Below are 15,581 nucleotides of genomic sequence, written 5' to 3' on the forward strand. Positions count from 1 at the left end.
GGTGACAGACCCTTGGCGGCTGTTACGGGTTGCAGCCGACGGCAGCCTGAAGCCACCACCACACGTCCGCCCGCCACGATTCCATGTCGTACGTGGGACCGCCACCGGCGTAGTTGTAGACCACGTGGCAGTGGAATTGGTTCTCGATCGTCGATATGACCTTGCTCGCGTTGCTACCGAGGCGGGCCCTCAAGTCCGCGCTGTGGTAGGAGAGGATCGCCGCCCCTGACGAGTACCGCCCGAACTGGGTCGGCACTGCACGAACCACGTAGTCCGAACCACTCTGGCTCGTCACGTACGCGGACTCTACGAGCCACGATCCCTGGTAGGGGTCAGCGATCACGGGGTACACGATGTCTGCCACGGCATCCAGGTCCACGTGCTGCGTCAGCTGGTTGCCTTCCAGCGTGAACCACGTCGGGATGTCCTTCCCCTCGGCATCTCGTGCCCAGGGGGCGGCTGTTCCACCGATGAACTCCCCCGAGGCGTTCAGGTACATGTACCCGCCGTCCTCGATGTCGTCGACGATGGCATTGTCCGGCAGGTCCAGCGTGAAGTCGTACGCCCGCGGGGCGATGTCGCTTTCGATCCTGATGGCGAACAGCGCCGATGCGTCGTCGAGGAGGACGGAGTCCACTGTGCTCCCGTCCCCGGGATCTTCGGCCGTAAGGCGGAATTCGCCAGCCTCCGAGGCGATGGTGATGGTGTCCGATGTGACGGACGCCGTAACGTCCTCGACCGTCGAGGCCGTTACGCCCTCCGGCGCTGCTGCCTCCGCCAGGTCCGGTGCGACGACCCGTAGCTCGTCGATGAGGTCCGGTGAGTCGTTGTCTGCGAACGACGCGGTCGGGACGGACAGCACGACGAGTGTGCCCGCGAGAAGTGTGGCCGCTGATGCTTTGAACCGCATACATACCTCCGCTTGGTGGGATTTGGACTCCCAGTCTGGAAGCGGGAAGGGGTGCGCACGGCATGAATTTGGGACAGAACTCGACTGACGGCACGTGCCGAGCAAGACGATGGGGTCGAAGTATCCACGAAACGAAGGGATGACGATGACGAGACTAAGTCGAGCCAGGCTCTCCACGCTCAGCACAGCCCTGTTGGTGGGCGCGCTGGCGCTGGTGAGCGCGCTACCGGCCCACGCCACGGCGGATGATTCCAGTACGTTGGATGACCCCACGGTCGAGATCGGCTCGGTAGAGCAGCTCTCGACCAGCGAGATGGCGCTGCTTGAATCCGACGATCTGAAGCGGGTGACAGTGGATGCATTCACCGGTGATATCACCGCGGTGCAGCCAATGAGTGCACAGGAGCTCAGTGCGGAGAGATCCTCGCAGTCGGTCGGCACCTTCGGCGTGAGCACCGGCTGTTCTGGGACTACCGTCGCATGCTGGCACTCGCAGGCGCCGGCCGTGCTGTACAGCTTCACCACTGGTGTTACCAACGGCACGTGGGGGAACCGTACGGATTTCTGGACGGGCAACTACTACGCCAAGCTGTGCTGGCTCGACCCGCTGCCTGCGAACCCGTTCAATCCCGCGACCGTCTGCATGCCGATCCGCAATGGGAAGAACGCATGGATCTCGCTGGGCTGGGTCGTCACAGGCAAGAAAGCCGACGTCTCGACCACGCGGTAACTGATCCCGCGGAATCGTGTTCTACTCGCGGGCGACCCCGAACCGGCCGCCCGGCTAGAGCCGAGCCGGCATCCATCGAGAACCCCTGTCGCCATCCGGCGGCGGGGGTTCTTCTTTCGCGACTGACGGCTCCTTCCTGGTGCTGTACCCGCATACGTGGGGCGCCGGTGCTCATGCCCACGTCTGGCGGCTCAAGTGTGGCCACCACCAGACCCTGCCAACACATATTCCGTTAAATGTTGGTATAATTGCTGCATGCCCACAGATCACACCCGCACCCTCATCCCCGTGGATGCGGTCACGCACGAGACCTACGACTGGGCGCCGCGCGCGCCACAGATGTTCTCGCGCGCCGAGGTCGAGCGACAGACGGGACCCTACGAGGCAACCGTCACAGCTCCGATCGCGAACTGGTCCCCGGTCATCTCGGGTGACGAGCTGGCGAACATCGAGGACGCCACTCGTCAGCTGGTCGAGTTCGACAAGCACGCGCAGAGCAAGCTCGGTTCAGACAGTCCGGCGCTCGGGCCGATGACCGCGATCCTGCTGCGCACGGAGTCGGCGTCCAGCTCCCAGATCGAGCAGCTGACGACGTCGGCGAAGCAGCTCGCTCTCGCCGAGATCGATGAGGGTGACAAGGCCAACGCGCTCACCGTAATCGGGAACGTCCGCGCCATGGAAGCCGCGCTCCGGCTCGCCGACGACATCAGCGCGGAGTCGATCCTCGCGATGCATGAGGCGCTGATGCTCCACCAGAGCGGCTTTGACCCGATCGCGGCCGGCCGCTTCCGTGAGGAGCAGGTCTGGATCGGGCCAGGGGAAGCCGGCCCTCGCGTCGCTGACTTCGTCGCGCCGCATCATGATCGCATTCCCGGTGCGATCGAGGACCTCGTCTCCTTCATCGACCGCGAGGATCTTCCGGTGCTCGTCCAGGTCGCCGTCGCGCACGCCCAGTTCGAGACGATCCACCCGTTCCCCGATGGGAACGGACGAACCGGCCGCGCGCTCGCGCAGTCGATCCTCCGGAACAAGGAGCTCGTCGGATCGACCGCCGTGCCCATCTCAGCGGGCCTCCTCGTGCACACCGAGCGCTACTTCGACGCCCTCGGCGCGTACCGGGCCGGCGACGCCGGACCCATCGTCCGCGAGTTCGTCGCGGCGAGCCTGATCGCATCCGCCACCGGAACCGAGCTCGTGGACGACCTCGTCGTCCAGCTCGAGGAGTCGCGCGCCAAGATGTCCGGCATCCGGGCGGACGCCACCGCGTGGAAGATCCTGCCCACCCTCGTCGGCCAGCCCGCGGTGACGACGAAGTACCTGAAGCAGGTCCTCGGCCTCGGGGAGATGGCTGCGCTTCGGGCACTGGAGACGCTCACCGAACGCGGGGTCCTGACCGAGACCACGGGGTGGAGCCGGAACCGTGTCTGGCAGCACGCCGGCATCTTCGAGGTGCTCGACGGCTACGCCGCGAAGATCCGTCGGATGTCCTCTCGCTGAGTCTGGCTCGGCCCGGTCATGACGAACCCCCGGCGCCCTCGAGGCGGCGGGGGTTCTTCTTTCGCTCTCGGTCCTGGACATGAAGGAGGGGAAGAGTCCGCGGACCCTCCCCCTCCTATCCCTGTCGCTCTACGGGTTGCAGAGCGTTGCGATGAAGCCGGGAAGACCGATGTCAGGCTTGTTCGTCTCCAGGTTCCACGGGCTCTTCAGCGGACCGGCGACCATGTGGCAGCCGATCTGGTTCCGAGTCGTGGACGCGTTGATCTTGTTCTTGTTCGCCTGCGTCACCTGAGCGTTCGCAAGCTCTGTCGCGGCGACGCCCTGCCAGGTCAGCGCGCAGGAGACGTTACCCGGGCATGCCCACTGGGCGAAGGTGGTCGGGGTCATGGCGATGCGCGTGGCGCCGCTGTACCAGGACCACTCCTGGACCCACGTGCCGCCGAGCCACGGGTCGGCGACCACGGGGTACGCGTTGGCGCTCGTGTGCGCGACGTGCTGCACGAGAGCAGTGCCGTCCACCTCATAGCGGGTGTCGACTGCGGCGCCGTCGGCGTCGACCGCCCAGGGTGCGAGCACGGCGTACAGGACCTCACCGTCTTCGTCGCGGACGGCTACGCCACCGTCTTCGACGGCCGAGAGAGATGCCCCTGCGGGCAGGTTGAACTCGTACCGGTACTCGGTGGGGCTGGCGGCTCCCTCGATCACGGAGATGAGCTGGATCGAACCGTCGTCCTTCGGGATCGGGACGGCGATCGAACCGTCCCCGCCGTCGTATCCGACCAGACCCTCGCCGACGTCCTCGCCATCCACCGACGCGCCGGGCAGCTGGACGGAGATCTCTTCCGCACCAGATCCCACGATGATCGGCTCGCCGGAGTTGTCCGGGATGACGATCCCCGCGTCCTCCGGCGCGGAGACGTTGTTGAGCAAGGTCGGCGCCTCGTCCGTCAGTGCTGTGAGTTCCAGCGCATCCAGCACGGTCAGCTCGTCATCGGTCGAAGCGAAAGCCGCCCCGCCGATACCCGCTGCCAGAAGGCAGCCGACGGCAGCCGAGGCCGCGAACGTGCGCAGTCGTTTTAACTTCATGGTGATTCCCCCGGTATCTGGCGGTCGGATCTCGGCTCGCCGTGGTGGACGCCCCGTCGCCGGCGGATGCTGGCAGGTGACGTGGATGCGAAGGTAGCGGAGGAATACTCTTGTCCGCCATATATTCCGACGACTCGGGATATATCGGTGCTACATTGCCGTCATGGCCGTCACCGATTTGCAGTTCGCCGTGCTGAGCTCGCTCGCCTCAGGGCGTCAGCATGGGTACGCCCTCATGCAGGATGCCGAAGCGCAACTCGGGAAGCCTCTCGCCGTCGCGACGGCGTACGCGTGCTTCGACGCGCTGGTCAGCCGCGGGTGGATCATCCAGGACGGCGAGGAGGTAGTGAACGGTCGCACCCGGCGGTACTACTCCCTGTCACCTGTCGGTGGGCAGACTCTGGCGGCTCGTGCCGACGAGCTCGCCGCGCAAGCGCGGCTGGCCCACGAACGTCTGCGTGGTGCGAACGGGAAGGCGGCAACAGCGTGAGCGAACTTCGTCAAGACGTGGAGCGCATGCTGCGCTGGTACCCGTCTCGTTGGCGTCAGCAGCACGGTGAAGCGATCCTTGGCATCTACCTCGACGCTGCGGACGTTCGCGGCGACGAAGCGCCGCTCAGCCGCGCAGACCGCAAAGCGCTTCGCGCCGGCGGCCTGTTCGAGCGCTCGAGGTACTCGCTCCCCATCGTGGCTGCGTTCCTCGGCACGGTGTCGATCGCGGCCGGTATGGCCATGACCACGCAGCGCGTGGAGATCTGGGGACCGCTGTTGTGGCTCCTGGTGGGCCCGGCTCTGCTCTGCCTCTCGATCTTCGGCCTTCGCGCAGCGGCACAGGGTGGATGGACCGCAGCGACGATCTCCGCCACGGTCACCTCGGCGGCCGCAGCGTTCGCACTCATGAGCACCTTCTGGGTCGGCATGCTGCGCGATGAAGTCGGCCTCGGAGTTCCTCCACTCTCCAGCCTTTGGGCGCTCGGCCTGCTCTACATGGCCTTCGTGGGACTGGTCCTCACGATCACGATGGCGCCGCTGTTCACTCGCTCGGGAGTCCGCCAGGACTGGGCCTTCACGATCGCGTTCATGTCCGGCTTCTTCGGGGCGATCCCGCTGACGCTTGGCCTGCTCAGTGGAGTCGCCGCCGTCCTCGTCGGCACGGGCCTCGTCTTCTACTCGATCCGCGTCGCCCGTCGTCACCGCCGCGGCGCGAAGAGCGTACCGACCGCCGAGATCGCGTAGAGCGTCGCCTCCCCGTCGTCACGGCGCTGGCCGCCGGCGGTGTCGCGAGCGCGAACGCCGTGGTTGCCGCGCCGTGACCACGAGACGGTCACAGGATGGTCACTTGACGCCCACGGAGGGGCGTCGCGACCCCGTTTCGTCGTCGTCATGGGTCTATGGGCGCGCCGTGGCCGCGTGGTGACCACGCAGTGGGCACACAGTGACCAGTGGCTGGTCACACGTCGTGGGAACCCCCGATTCAGCCCCGCTCGAGGTCTTGAATCGCTCTTGTGGTCGGGAAGTGGTCACTCCCCGACCCTCAGGTGGCCACTCGCGGGCCACTCGCGGGTCACGTGTGGGCACAGAGTGGCCGGCCAGTGGCCGGGAACTGGTCACAGATTCCCGATGCTGCGCACCGGATCGGTGCTCACAGGGGCGAATGTGGACGGGACCGTGGAGCCTATGGGGGCGTGCGAAGAGGCCCCTACGCTCCGCCGGGCAGGAGCTCCTCCAAACTTCCTCTTCGCGGTGCTCATCGTCGTCTGGAACGCACCTTCCCGGCGGAGCTGGGCAAACGGCGGAACTGCAACGGGGCCTCCACAGGAGGGATACGCCAGGCCTGACAGGCCGCTCCCCGCCCCCTCTGATGAGACTGCTCCGGGTGCTGATCTCTCCTCGAGCTCGCGGCCGACGGAGGGCGCACGGGTGAGATTCAGCGGAGCTTGATGGGGCCAAAGCCGTCCTCGGGGGCTACCGCCCCGTCGGCATGGACGCGCAATCTCAGCGTCGGACCAGTCCGCCCCTGAACTCCTACTTCGGCCGATGATGCAAGGGTGGCGGGCAACAGTTTCCAAGCCCGTCCCGGCTCTCTTTCGGCTGCGCCGGAGAGCTCTGGCCGACCTTGGAAACCAATCGTGAACAGCGCCAGTCGTGACTGTGTGGGAGGCACCCACTTGCGGATCTGACAGCGCCACCGGGACGGTATCTGGACGGACTCGTGACGGGGTCCGCGACGAGCTCTGTGGCGTCCCTTCGCTACGTGCTCTGCGACGAATTCCGTGTCGGTCTCACATCCGCCGGCGGAGCCCTGCTGCTCTGCGTAGAGCAGTCTCCCGGCTCGATGTAAGAGCGATGTGGCAACCGGTCTGGCGACCGATTCTGTGCTGTCTGATGCGGGGATCCTGGCCACGGCACAGCCGTGTCCGATGTGGCGAGAGAAGAGCTCAGAAGCGTCGCTGCGCTCCTGTCGCGGTACTCATCGTGCACGCCGTCGCTACGCGCCGTCGCACCCGCTGAATGGTGTCAGAGCGCCATGAGGGAGGTCGCAGCGATGCTGCAACATGCGCTGCTTCGAGGGCTAAAGCAGCCGCGTTGCCCGCGGCCGCGTCGGGGTGGAACGAGGAAGGATACTCCTTCCTCGACGTCGCTTCGCAGGCTCAGCTCGAGGCATGGATACCTGGTGCCACTTCGTTCCAAACCAGGTATCCACGCCAACCCCGACTTTCCGGTGCAAAAGGATGGCCAAGTATCCTTACCCCGCTTCGCGCCCTGCGGGTTCGGGCAAGGATACTTGATGGGAGTATCCATCCTTTTCCCCAGATGAAGCAGCAAATATGACCTCGATCCACCGCTGCAGCGTCGGATGCGAGGGAGAAAGAGAAAAAGAGCATAAGAGAGCGTGGCACCGGGCGGCGTTTTCTCCCTCGCTGCGCTCGTCGAAATCTTGCCCGGTGGTCGGCATAGCCGACACGCTTTCGGTCACCTCTGAGACCGTCGCTGCGCTTGGTCTCTGAGCCTCCCTCACCCTCGTCGCTACGCTTCTCGGGCTCTCACTGCGGAGCTGTCGCTCCTTGCCCTTCGACGCCCCACTGGGGCGTCTCCGGGTGCTCCCGTCGATGCGGTGCCACTGCTTCGCTGCGACGCCGACATCGTCGGTTGACCGCGTCCATTCGGAGCGCGGTGCAACAACGCGGCCGTCTGCCGCGGATGGTGCTGAGGAAGGGACAGATGGCACTCAGAGTTCCGACGCTGTCGCGTCGATCAGGTTCTGATTCGTGCCGATGTGACAGGGGGTCGGCGATGCCGACCCGGGGGTCCGATTGATGTCCCTCACGGTTCCGTGAGTGGGTCCATCATCGACCCTGTTTCACCGATCCGGACCAGGAGGTGCGGCGCCATGGGCAAGAGCAAGAGCAGAGGCTTCCGTGAGATGCGGAAGCCGCGGCCGGAGCTTCCTGACGTGCCCGATCTCGGGACCTTGTCCATGCCCAGGAAGAGCAATCGAGCTGCGGCGAAGTACGTGGCAATGGTGGGGTCCTTATGGGGCCGACGCCGTGCCGATCGGAAGGCGCGCAAGCTCGCGCTGCGGCGCCAGGATGCCCAGGCGGCCAACCCGCGCAGGCATCATCTCGACAAGGCCGTGCGCGAGCAGATGCTCACCGCCATGCCCGGCTGGGTCTTCGACCACAAGACCAAGATGTTCGTCCCGATGGATGATGCTCCCGAAAGGCTCGAGGAGCTGCTCGATGCAGTGACGGATCTGCAGTCGCAGACCATCGTCCTGCGCGTCGCCGGCCTGTCGCCGGCGGAGGCCGCGCGCGTGCGCGGCTACCTCCAGACCGGTTCCAGCCTCATCGCTGTGAACAGTCGGCCGCGAGCATCGATCTCCGCGTAGGACTGCGACATTCGCGCGAAATCATTTCGCGCTCACTTCTCGGAATGATTCCCTTCGACTTCTCGGGCGACCAGTGCCCGTACGAACGCCACGAAAGCCATTTCCTGCTCGGTGCAGTCGATCTACTTGTCGGCCCGGCCCATAGTCGGCGCGAACGCCAATGCCCTCGCGGCCGGGCCGACACCCTCTCCGCTTCAATACTTCTCGGGCGACCATTCTTACTACGCATAGCCATACTGCATCCGTCGCCCGAGAACCCACTTCGGCTGCACCCAATGTCCGGACGGACGCCACTGAACCGTCCCCGGTTTTCTGCCGCTCCTATGCGGGCGCCATCACCGGGTGGGATGGCGTTTCGAGGTCAGCGTAGTAGACCGCTTCGTACTCGTCGGGCGGGACGTTTCCGAGGGTGGAGTGCAGGCGCCTAGCGTTGTACCAGTCGACCCAGCCAGCGGTGGCCCATTCGACGTCGTCGATCGTCTTGAGCGGCCCAGATCGGAAGGGAGATCCCTCGCGGATCGCTTCGTTCTTGAACAGCCCGATGGTCGATTCGGCCAGCGCGTTGTCGTATGCGTCGCCGATTGATCCGATGGACGCGGCGATGCCTTCGAGTGTGAGAGTCTCGGCGAACGACACGCTCGTGAATTGCGAGCCCGCGTCGCTGTGATGGATCAACCCGTCAACGGCCGGGTGGCCGGCGCGATCGCGCCGCCACAACCCCATCCGCAGCGCGGTGGTCACCAGCGGGGTCGTCTTCACGGTCGCGGCATGCCAGCCCACGATCGCTCGGGAGAAGCAGTCGATCACGAACGACACATAAGCGAAGCCTGCCCACGTCCTGACATAGGTGAAGTCCGCGACCCAGCGGCGGTTCGGCGCCTGGGCGGTGAAGTCCCGATCGAGTAGATCCGGGGCGCGATCGGCATGACGGTCCGGGACTGTCGTTCGTACCCGCCGTCCTCGGACCAGACCATTCAGCCCGAGATCGCGCATCAGCCGATCGATCTGTCGTTTCGAGACCACCAGTCCGCCCCGCCTCAGGTGAGCGGTCATCTTCCGCCGCCCATACAACCCCTCCGGCGTTCCCACCGTGGCTAGGAGCGCGTCGATGACCACCGCGTCCGCCCGCACCCGCGCACTGGGCTCGGCCCGCTTCCAGGCCCGATAGGTCCGCGCGGCGACCTGCACGCCCTGCTCCCGCAGGTCCTGACAGACCGACTCGACCGCGCGGTGTTTGATTCGTTGCTCGTCGATGAACGCGACGATCAACGCCGTCGGGGGTCGAGTTCCCCGGCGAAGAAAACCGCCGCGTCCCGCAAGATCGCGTTCGCCTCTCGCAGCTCCCGCACCTCGCGTCGCAACGCTTTGAGCTCCTCATTCTCGATCGAGCTGACCCCCGCACGATCGCCCTGATCGACCTGCGCCTGCCGCACCCACCGGCGCAACGACTCAGAACCGAACCCCAGCCGCTTCGACACCGTCTCGCCCGCGGCCGTCAGGTTTGGGTACTCATCGAGGTGATCAAGAACGAGCCGCACCGCCCGCTGCTTCGTCTCCTCCGGAATCCTCTTCGGCATACTCAACATCTTCCTTCCAGACTCGAAAGGAAACGGCATCAAACCGGGGACGGTTCACACCGCATCCCCCGGCGGGAAAACCACCACCACCACCGACACCCGGGTCAAAGTCACCGGGCTCAGCAACGGCACCGCCTACACCTTCACCGTCACCGCCACCAACACCGCCGGCACCTCCCCCGCCTCCACCCCGACCGCGAAGACCACCCCGAAAACAGGCTGACCCCGCGACTGAGCGCGATGCCGCCGCTGATCGAGGCTCAGCCCGGGGTGTAGTCCGCGTTGTACTGGTCGAGCACCTCATTGATCGGTGCATCCATCTTGAGCGTGCCCTTGTCGAGGTAGAGCCCGCGCGTGCAGAACCGACGCAGATCCCGCTCGTTGTGGCTGACGAAGAAGAGCGTCCGCCCCTCGGCGAGAAGCTCGTCGATACGGCGGTAGCACTTCTCGCGGAAGGCCTTGTCACCGACGGCGAGCACCTCGTCGACGAGCAGGATGGGCTCCTCCAGCTGCGACACCACCGAGAACGCCAGCCGGACCTTCATGCCACTGGACAGACGCTTGTACGGCGTGTCGACGGAGTCGTGCAACTCGGCGAAGTCGATGATGCCGTCGAATCGGCGCGCGACCTCGGCACGGGACATCCCGTGCAGGCCCGCGATGAGGCGCACATTCTCGCGCACGGTGAGGTCCCCGACGAATCCGCCGGTGATCTCGATCAGCGGCGCCACTCCCCCGTGCACGCGCACGTCACCTTCGTCGGCGAGCAGGACACCGGCGACGAGCTTGAGCAGGGTGGACTTTCCCTGCCCGTTGCGCCCGATCACGCCGATCGACTCGCCGGGGCGCACCTCGAACGACACGTGGCGCAGCGCCCAGAACTCACCTGGGCGGGAACGTCGCGAGGAGCCCCCGAACAGATCTTTGATGTTGCGGCGACCACGTCGGTTCCGCCGGAACCGGACGCCGAGGTCGCGCACCTCGATTGCGAGCTCGGCAGCCATCACAACTCCTTCAGCACAGTGCGCTCGAGGCGCCGGAAGACGAGGATGCCGATCAGCAGGATGAGGATGCTCGCGACGGCCCCGACGACGACGGCGAGCGTGTCCCACTGGTCGGGGAAGAAGCCGACCCGGTACAGCGTGAAGATACCCGTCAGCGGGTTGAGCGAGGCGAGATCGGCGAACGCACCGGGCAGGTCGTTCACGCCGTAGATGATCGGCGACGCATAGAACAACGCGCGCAGGACCAGGCGAGTGGTGCGCTCGAGGTCCCCCCACATCACGCACAGCGGCGCCACGATGAGGCCGATGCCGACCAGGAGCACGGTCTGCAGCAGCACCGCCACCGGGAAGAGCAACAATCCCCAGTTGACCGTGGCTCCGGCGACGACGACGAACAACACCAGCACAGGCAGGGAGCAGAGGAACTCCACGCCCTTGCTGAGGATGATGCGGTTGATCCAGATGGTGCGCGGAATGGCGGTCGATCTGACCAGGCGGGCGTCCTTCTTGAACGCACGGGTGAAGTCCGACACCGAGATGTTGAACCACACCCAGGGCAGCAGCGCGGTGATCAGGAACACGATGTACGGCTCCTCACCGACCCCGCGGCCGAAGACCTGCGTGAACACGAACCAGTAGATCGCGCTCATCACGAGCGGGTCGAGGACGGACCACAGGTAGCCGAGCGCGCTCGTGGCGTAACGGACCTTGAGGTCTCGCGCGGACAGCAGCCACAAGGAGTGCAGGTAGCGCCGCGGCGATCCGGGGGCTCCGACGGCGGCTGTGCTCACGATGTCGAGTCTATTCCGGGTGCGACGGCCCGCTCTCACGGCGCGGTCAGGGAAAGCAGACGTCCGATCTCCTCGCCCGCGCGGGCGTACCCGTCAGCGGTGGTGTGCACGCCGTCCGTGCGGTAGACCGGCATCCATGTGCCGTCCGCATCCCGCATCCCGGCCCAGGGGTCGACGAACTCCCAGCCCCGGGTGCGGGCGAGCTCGGCCAGGGCGGTGTTCAGGACGTTCGCCTCCTCCGGGAGCGGGTCCAACGGTGGGATGGCCGCCAGGGCGACGCGCGGAGCGGCCACGACATCTGCGATACGCACCACGTTCGCGGTGATCGTGTCGGTGGGGGTGCCGACGGCGATGTCGTTGGTGCCGCCCATCACGACCAGCAGGTCTGCGTCAGGGGCGGGCACGGCCGTGTCGGCCAGCCGGGTGGTCGTGATGCCGTCGACCGCCCACCCGCCGATGAGCTCGTATTCGTCCGGAGGAAGATGGGCCGGCCACGCGACACCCGCTGCCATCCCCGCTTCGAGCGCCCCGGAGAAGCCTGTGGTGTTCGAGTCGCCGTACACCACGACGGAGAGGGGCTCAGCGGGCTCGAGGGGCATCGCACTCCCGGAGTTCTTGGTGGGCGCCCCGGACGCAGCCGGCGAGGGGGACTCGGCCGGCGTCCCCGTCGAGGCAGTTCGCCCCGGCCCGGCGCACGCCGTCAGCAGCGCCGTCGCCGCGAGGACGGACGACACCAGGGCGGCCGAGAGGACCCGGCTCAGGCGAGCTGGTTGTTCCACATCGAGAGCGCCGAGCCGATGGCCATGTGCATGTCGAGGTACTGATAGGTGCCGAGGCGGCCGCCGAAGTAGACGTCCTTCTCACCCTTGGCGAGTTCGCGGTAGGAGAGCAGACCGGCGCGGTCCTCGGGGGTGTTCACCGGGTAGTACGGCTCGTCCTCGCGCTCGGCGAACCGGGAGAACTCGCGCATGATGACCGTCTTGTCGGTCGGGTAACGGTCCGCTCGCTCCGGGTGGAAGTGCCGGAACTCGTGGATGCGGGTGTACGGGACGTCCGCGTCGGCGTAGTTCATCACGCTCGTGCCCTGGAAGTCACCCACCGGCAGCACCTCGCGCTCGAAGTCGAGTGTGCGCCAGGACAGCGCACCCTCGGCGTAATCGAAGTAGCGATCGACCGGCCCCGTGTAGACGACGGGCACCTGTCCGACGGTGGCGGTCTTGTTCAGCGGCTGCGTGTCGTCGAAGTAATCGACGCCCAGCTTCACCTCGATGTTGGGGTGGTCCGCCATGCGCTCGATCCACGCCGTGTAACCGTCCGTGGGAAGCCCCTCCCACGTGTCGTTGAAGTAGCGGTTGTCGTAGGTGTACCGCACGGGGAGCCGACTGATGATCTCGGCCGGGAGTTCGGTGGGGTCGGTCTGCCACTGCTTCGCGGTGTAATCGCGGATGAACGCCTCGTAAAGGGGCCGGCCGATGAGCGCGATGCCCTTCTCCTCCAGGTTCGCGGCGTCCTTGACGTCGAATTCGCCGGCCTGCTCGTGGATGAGCGCGCGCGCTTCGCTGGGCGAGTAGGCGGCGTTGAAGAACTGGTTGATCGTGCCGAGGTTGATCGGCAGCGGGAAGACGACGCCCTTGTGGTTCGTGTAGACGCGGTGGACGTAGTCCGTGAACGTCGTGAAGCGGTTGACGTACTCCCACACGGCGGGGTTCGACGTGTGGAAGAGGTGCGCGCCGTAGCGGTGGACCTCGATGCCGGTCTCCGGCTCGTCCTCGCTGTAGGCGTTCCCACCGATGTGATCGCGGCGGTCGATGACCGTGACCTTGCGACCGGACGCCGCGGCCCGTTCGGCGATCGTGAGGCCGAAGAATCCGGAGCCGACGATGAGGAGATCCATGAGTGGCGTTTCGTTCCGTTTCGCTTGTTGACGGGCACGCGGCCGCGGGGGCGGCCACTGGGATTCTACTGGGACGGTCCGCGCGCCCAGGCCTCGCCGATGGCGGGGGCGAGCATCCGGACGTACTGCAGGTTCAGATGATCGGCGTCGTAATACACGGGCACGCCGCCGATGACCGCGTAGCAGAGCTCCCCGTCGCAGAAGCGGTCCGTGAGATCGACGCTCCGGATGCGTGGGTCATCCGCACGTCCTACCGCAAGAACCAGAGGGTCTGCGGGTTGCGCCTCGCTGCGCGGAACGGCACAGGCCACCGGGTCGGCCGCGTGGAGAAGGACGCAGTCCGGGTCGCGGACCTCCCCGTTGAAGGGCGAATCCGCGATCACGACGACCTCGGTCCCGGATTCGGTCCAGCGGGTCCAGTCCGCCACGAGTCCGTCGGCCATCTGATCCGCGTGCGATCGGCCGCTGCCGTCGTCGACCAGATGGTGCCGCGCAGCCATCGACGTGAACACGAGCGCCGGTCCGGCCGCCACGATCGCGTCGGAGAGATCACGGGACCAGCGGATGCATCCGTCGATGTCGGCCTGGCCCCACTCCGTTCGGAAGCCCCTGAAGGCCACATCGGCAGCAGGGCAACCACCGTAGTAGCTGGTGGTGAGCTTCCATCCGTTCTCTCGTGCGATGTCGAGGATTGCGCCCTGCCACTGCTGTGCGTGCGAGTCCCCCACGAGCCACACCTCCGTCGCGTCCACGGCGCCCCCGGAGAAATCGCATTCCACCGTCGTCCTCTTGTCGCCGTACGCCAGGATGTCCAGATGCGGGCCGCACTCGGGCGGCGTAGCGAAGTACTCGTTCTTGCGCGTCATGACGACCGACTCCGCGGGACCGAAACGGTCCCCGCAGGTCGCAGGGTCCAGCATCGCATCCGGTCCGACGCACGAGCCGGTGGGAAGAGGCGCAGCGAGCGAATCCGCCGACGCCTGCGCGGAGGACCCGGCCCACAACCCGCCGGCGGCCACCGCCACGATGGCTATGCCGGCGATCATCCCCCCGACCGCTCGGCGCACAGACATCGACCACATGCGCCACCGCTGGCCAGGGTCCTCCACCAGGGTTTTGGTGCCCCAGGCCAGCAGCAGGGATACGACCAGGATGCCGATCTTCATCGCCGTGGACGCTTCCGCCATCACGACGAAAGGCGCTATCACGATGAGGGGCCAGTGCCAGAGATAGAGCGAATAGGACACGCCGCCCAACCACTGCACAGGCGCGCTCGCCGTCAGCGGCGTGTGCCACAGCCGATCGGTCCGCCCGGCGGCGATGATCGCCGCCGTGGCGATCACCGGCACGAGAGCGGCTGCTCCGGGGAACGGGGTCTGATCATCGAATGCGAAGAGGACCACGAGGATCGCCGCTGATCCCAGAGCGGTCGTCGCGTTGGCCCATCCCCGGCTGAGGACGAGCCGATGCGTGGTGAGGGCCACCAGCGCACCGGCGGCGAACTCCCACGCCCTTGTGAACGTCACGAAGTAGGCCTGGTTCGGTGACGCATCGGTGAAGAGCAGGCTCGAGGCGAAGGAGAGCACGCCGACGATCACCAGCGCGACCAGCACCCTCCGTCGCGCTGACGAGGCGCGGGAGAACCGTGCACCGAGGAACACCGCAGCGAGCATCAGCACCGGCCAGATCAGGTAGAACTGCTCCTCGACGGACAGCGACCAGTAGTGCTGCGCGACGCTCGCCGAGTCGTTCAGCGCCGAGTAGTTCACCGACATGGACGCCAGGAACCAGTTCTCCACGTACGCCGCACTCGCGGCGATCTCCATCGCGTTGCGTTCCCACCGCGGGTAGGGCAGGAAGAGCGCGACGAGGACCGCGGAGGCGGACAGCACCAGGAGTGCCGCAGGCAGCAGACGTCTGATGCGCCGGGCGTAGAACGCTCCCAGCCGGACGCGTCCGGTTCGGGCGACCTCACCGAAGAGATGGCTGGTGATCAGGAACCCCGAGATCACGAAGAACACGTCCACGCCCACGTATCCCCCGGGGAGCCGCGTCGGCCAGAGGTGATTGACCAGCACGGCGCCGATCGCGAGGGCACGAAGCGCCTGGATGTCCGTACGGAATCGGGTCGATCGTGTGCGCGCCGGGACGAGAGGCGCTGCCAGCCGCTCGCTCACGGGGTCAGGCCTTCTGAGGACGCGGG

Annotated in this window: 14 protein-coding genes; 6 read left to right on the forward strand and 8 right to left on the reverse strand. The window is 66.4% G+C overall.

Going from position 1 to position 15,581, the window contains the following annotated elements:
* Positions 1–22: 22 nt before the first annotated feature.
* Positions 23–910, reverse strand: a complete 888-nt coding sequence (locus F6J84_RS11255; protein ID WP_150973797.1) for a DUF2599 domain-containing protein — start codon at positions 908–910, stop codon at positions 23–25.
* 94 nt (positions 911–1,004) lie between these two features.
* Between F6J84_RS11255 and F6J84_RS11260 the strand changes: the two genes are divergently transcribed.
* Together F6J84_RS11260 and F6J84_RS11265 are read left to right on the forward strand one after the other, a co-directional pair.
* Positions 1,005–1,640, forward strand: a complete 636-nt coding sequence (locus tag F6J84_RS11260) for a hypothetical protein (protein ID WP_150973799.1) — start codon at positions 1,005–1,007, stop codon at positions 1,638–1,640.
* A 255-nt stretch (positions 1,641–1,895) separates the two neighbouring features.
* A complete protein-coding gene (locus F6J84_RS11265; RefSeq protein ID WP_150973801.1) occupies positions 1,896–3,137 on the forward strand; it encodes a Fic family protein in 1,242 nt (413 codons plus the stop codon).
* A gap of 129 nt (positions 3,138–3,266) precedes the next feature.
* Here the strand turns inward: F6J84_RS11265 and F6J84_RS11270 are convergent, their stop codons facing one another.
* Positions 3,267–4,223 (reverse strand): DUF2599 domain-containing protein, encoded by a 957-nt coding sequence (locus F6J84_RS11270; RefSeq protein ID WP_150973803.1) that lies wholly within the window; start codon positions 4,221–4,223, stop codon positions 3,267–3,269.
* Between the two features lie 163 nt (positions 4,224–4,386).
* Between F6J84_RS11270 and F6J84_RS11275 the strand changes: the two genes are divergently transcribed.
* From F6J84_RS11275 to F6J84_RS11285, 3 genes are all read left to right on the forward strand, one after another.
* On the forward strand, positions 4,387–4,713 hold the full coding sequence (locus tag F6J84_RS11275) for a PadR family transcriptional regulator (RefSeq protein WP_150973805.1): 327 nt from the start codon (positions 4,387–4,389) through the stop codon (positions 4,711–4,713).
* A complete protein-coding gene (locus tag F6J84_RS11280) occupies positions 4,710–5,459 on the forward strand; it encodes a hypothetical protein (protein WP_150973807.1) in 750 nt (249 codons plus the stop codon). The genes F6J84_RS11275 and F6J84_RS11280 overlap by 4 nt, the downstream gene beginning before the upstream one ends.
* Before the next feature lie 2,155 nt (positions 5,460–7,614).
* Positions 7,615–8,112, forward strand: a complete 498-nt coding sequence (locus tag F6J84_RS11285) for a hypothetical protein (protein ID WP_150973809.1) — start codon at positions 7,615–7,617, stop codon at positions 8,110–8,112.
* A gap of 321 nt (positions 8,113–8,433) precedes the next feature.
* Here the strand turns inward: F6J84_RS11285 and F6J84_RS11290 are convergent.
* Positions 8,434–9,689, reverse strand: a protein-coding gene (locus F6J84_RS11290) for an IS3 family transposase (protein WP_150973810.1) whose coding sequence is annotated in 2 segments (ribosomal slippage) — positions 8,434–9,419 and positions 9,419–9,689 — 1,257 coding nt in all. Because the reading frame shifts where the segments join, the coding sequence is not laid out codon by codon here.
* 37 nt (positions 9,690–9,726) lie between these two features.
* Here F6J84_RS11290 and F6J84_RS15835 point away from each other — a divergent pair.
* The gene (locus tag F6J84_RS15835) at positions 9,727–9,912 is read left to right on the forward strand and encodes a fibronectin type III domain-containing protein (protein ID WP_420846198.1); all 186 of its coding nucleotides are present in this window, start codon (positions 9,727–9,729) and stop codon (positions 9,910–9,912) included.
* Between the two features lie 37 nt (positions 9,913–9,949).
* Here the strand turns inward: F6J84_RS15835 and F6J84_RS11300 are convergent, their stop codons facing one another.
* The 5 genes from F6J84_RS11300 to F6J84_RS11320 form a co-directional block, all read right to left on the reverse strand.
* Positions 9,950–10,693 carry an ABC transporter ATP-binding protein gene (locus F6J84_RS11300; RefSeq protein WP_150973812.1) on the reverse strand — a complete coding sequence of 248 codons (744 nt, stop codon included), beginning with the start codon at positions 10,691–10,693 and terminating at the stop codon, positions 9,950–9,952.
* Positions 10,693–11,484 (reverse strand): ABC transporter permease, encoded by a 792-nt coding sequence (locus tag F6J84_RS11305; protein ID WP_150973814.1) that lies wholly within the window; start codon positions 11,482–11,484, stop codon positions 10,693–10,695. Before F6J84_RS11305 ends, F6J84_RS11300 begins: the two co-directional genes overlap by 1 nt.
* 35 nt (positions 11,485–11,519) lie before the next feature.
* A complete protein-coding gene (locus tag F6J84_RS11310) occupies positions 11,520–12,083 on the reverse strand; it encodes an SGNH/GDSL hydrolase family protein (RefSeq protein WP_150973816.1) in 564 nt (187 codons plus the stop codon).
* Positions 12,084–12,241: 158 nt separating this feature from the next.
* On the reverse strand, positions 12,242–13,378 hold the full coding sequence (glf, locus tag F6J84_RS11315) for a UDP-galactopyranose mutase (RefSeq protein ID WP_150973818.1): 1,137 nt from the start codon (positions 13,376–13,378) through the stop codon (positions 12,242–12,244).
* A gap of 65 nt (positions 13,379–13,443) precedes the next feature.
* Complete coding sequence (locus F6J84_RS11320; protein ID WP_191905651.1) at positions 13,444–15,555, reverse strand: acyltransferase family protein; 2,112 nt, start codon at positions 15,553–15,555, stop codon at positions 13,444–13,446.
* Positions 15,556–15,581: the final 26 nt, after the last annotated feature.

Origin of the sequence: Microbacterium caowuchunii (genome assembly GCF_008727755.1) — a bacterium.
GTDB lineage: Bacteria > Actinomycetota > Actinomycetes > Actinomycetales > Microbacteriaceae > Microbacterium > Microbacterium caowuchunii.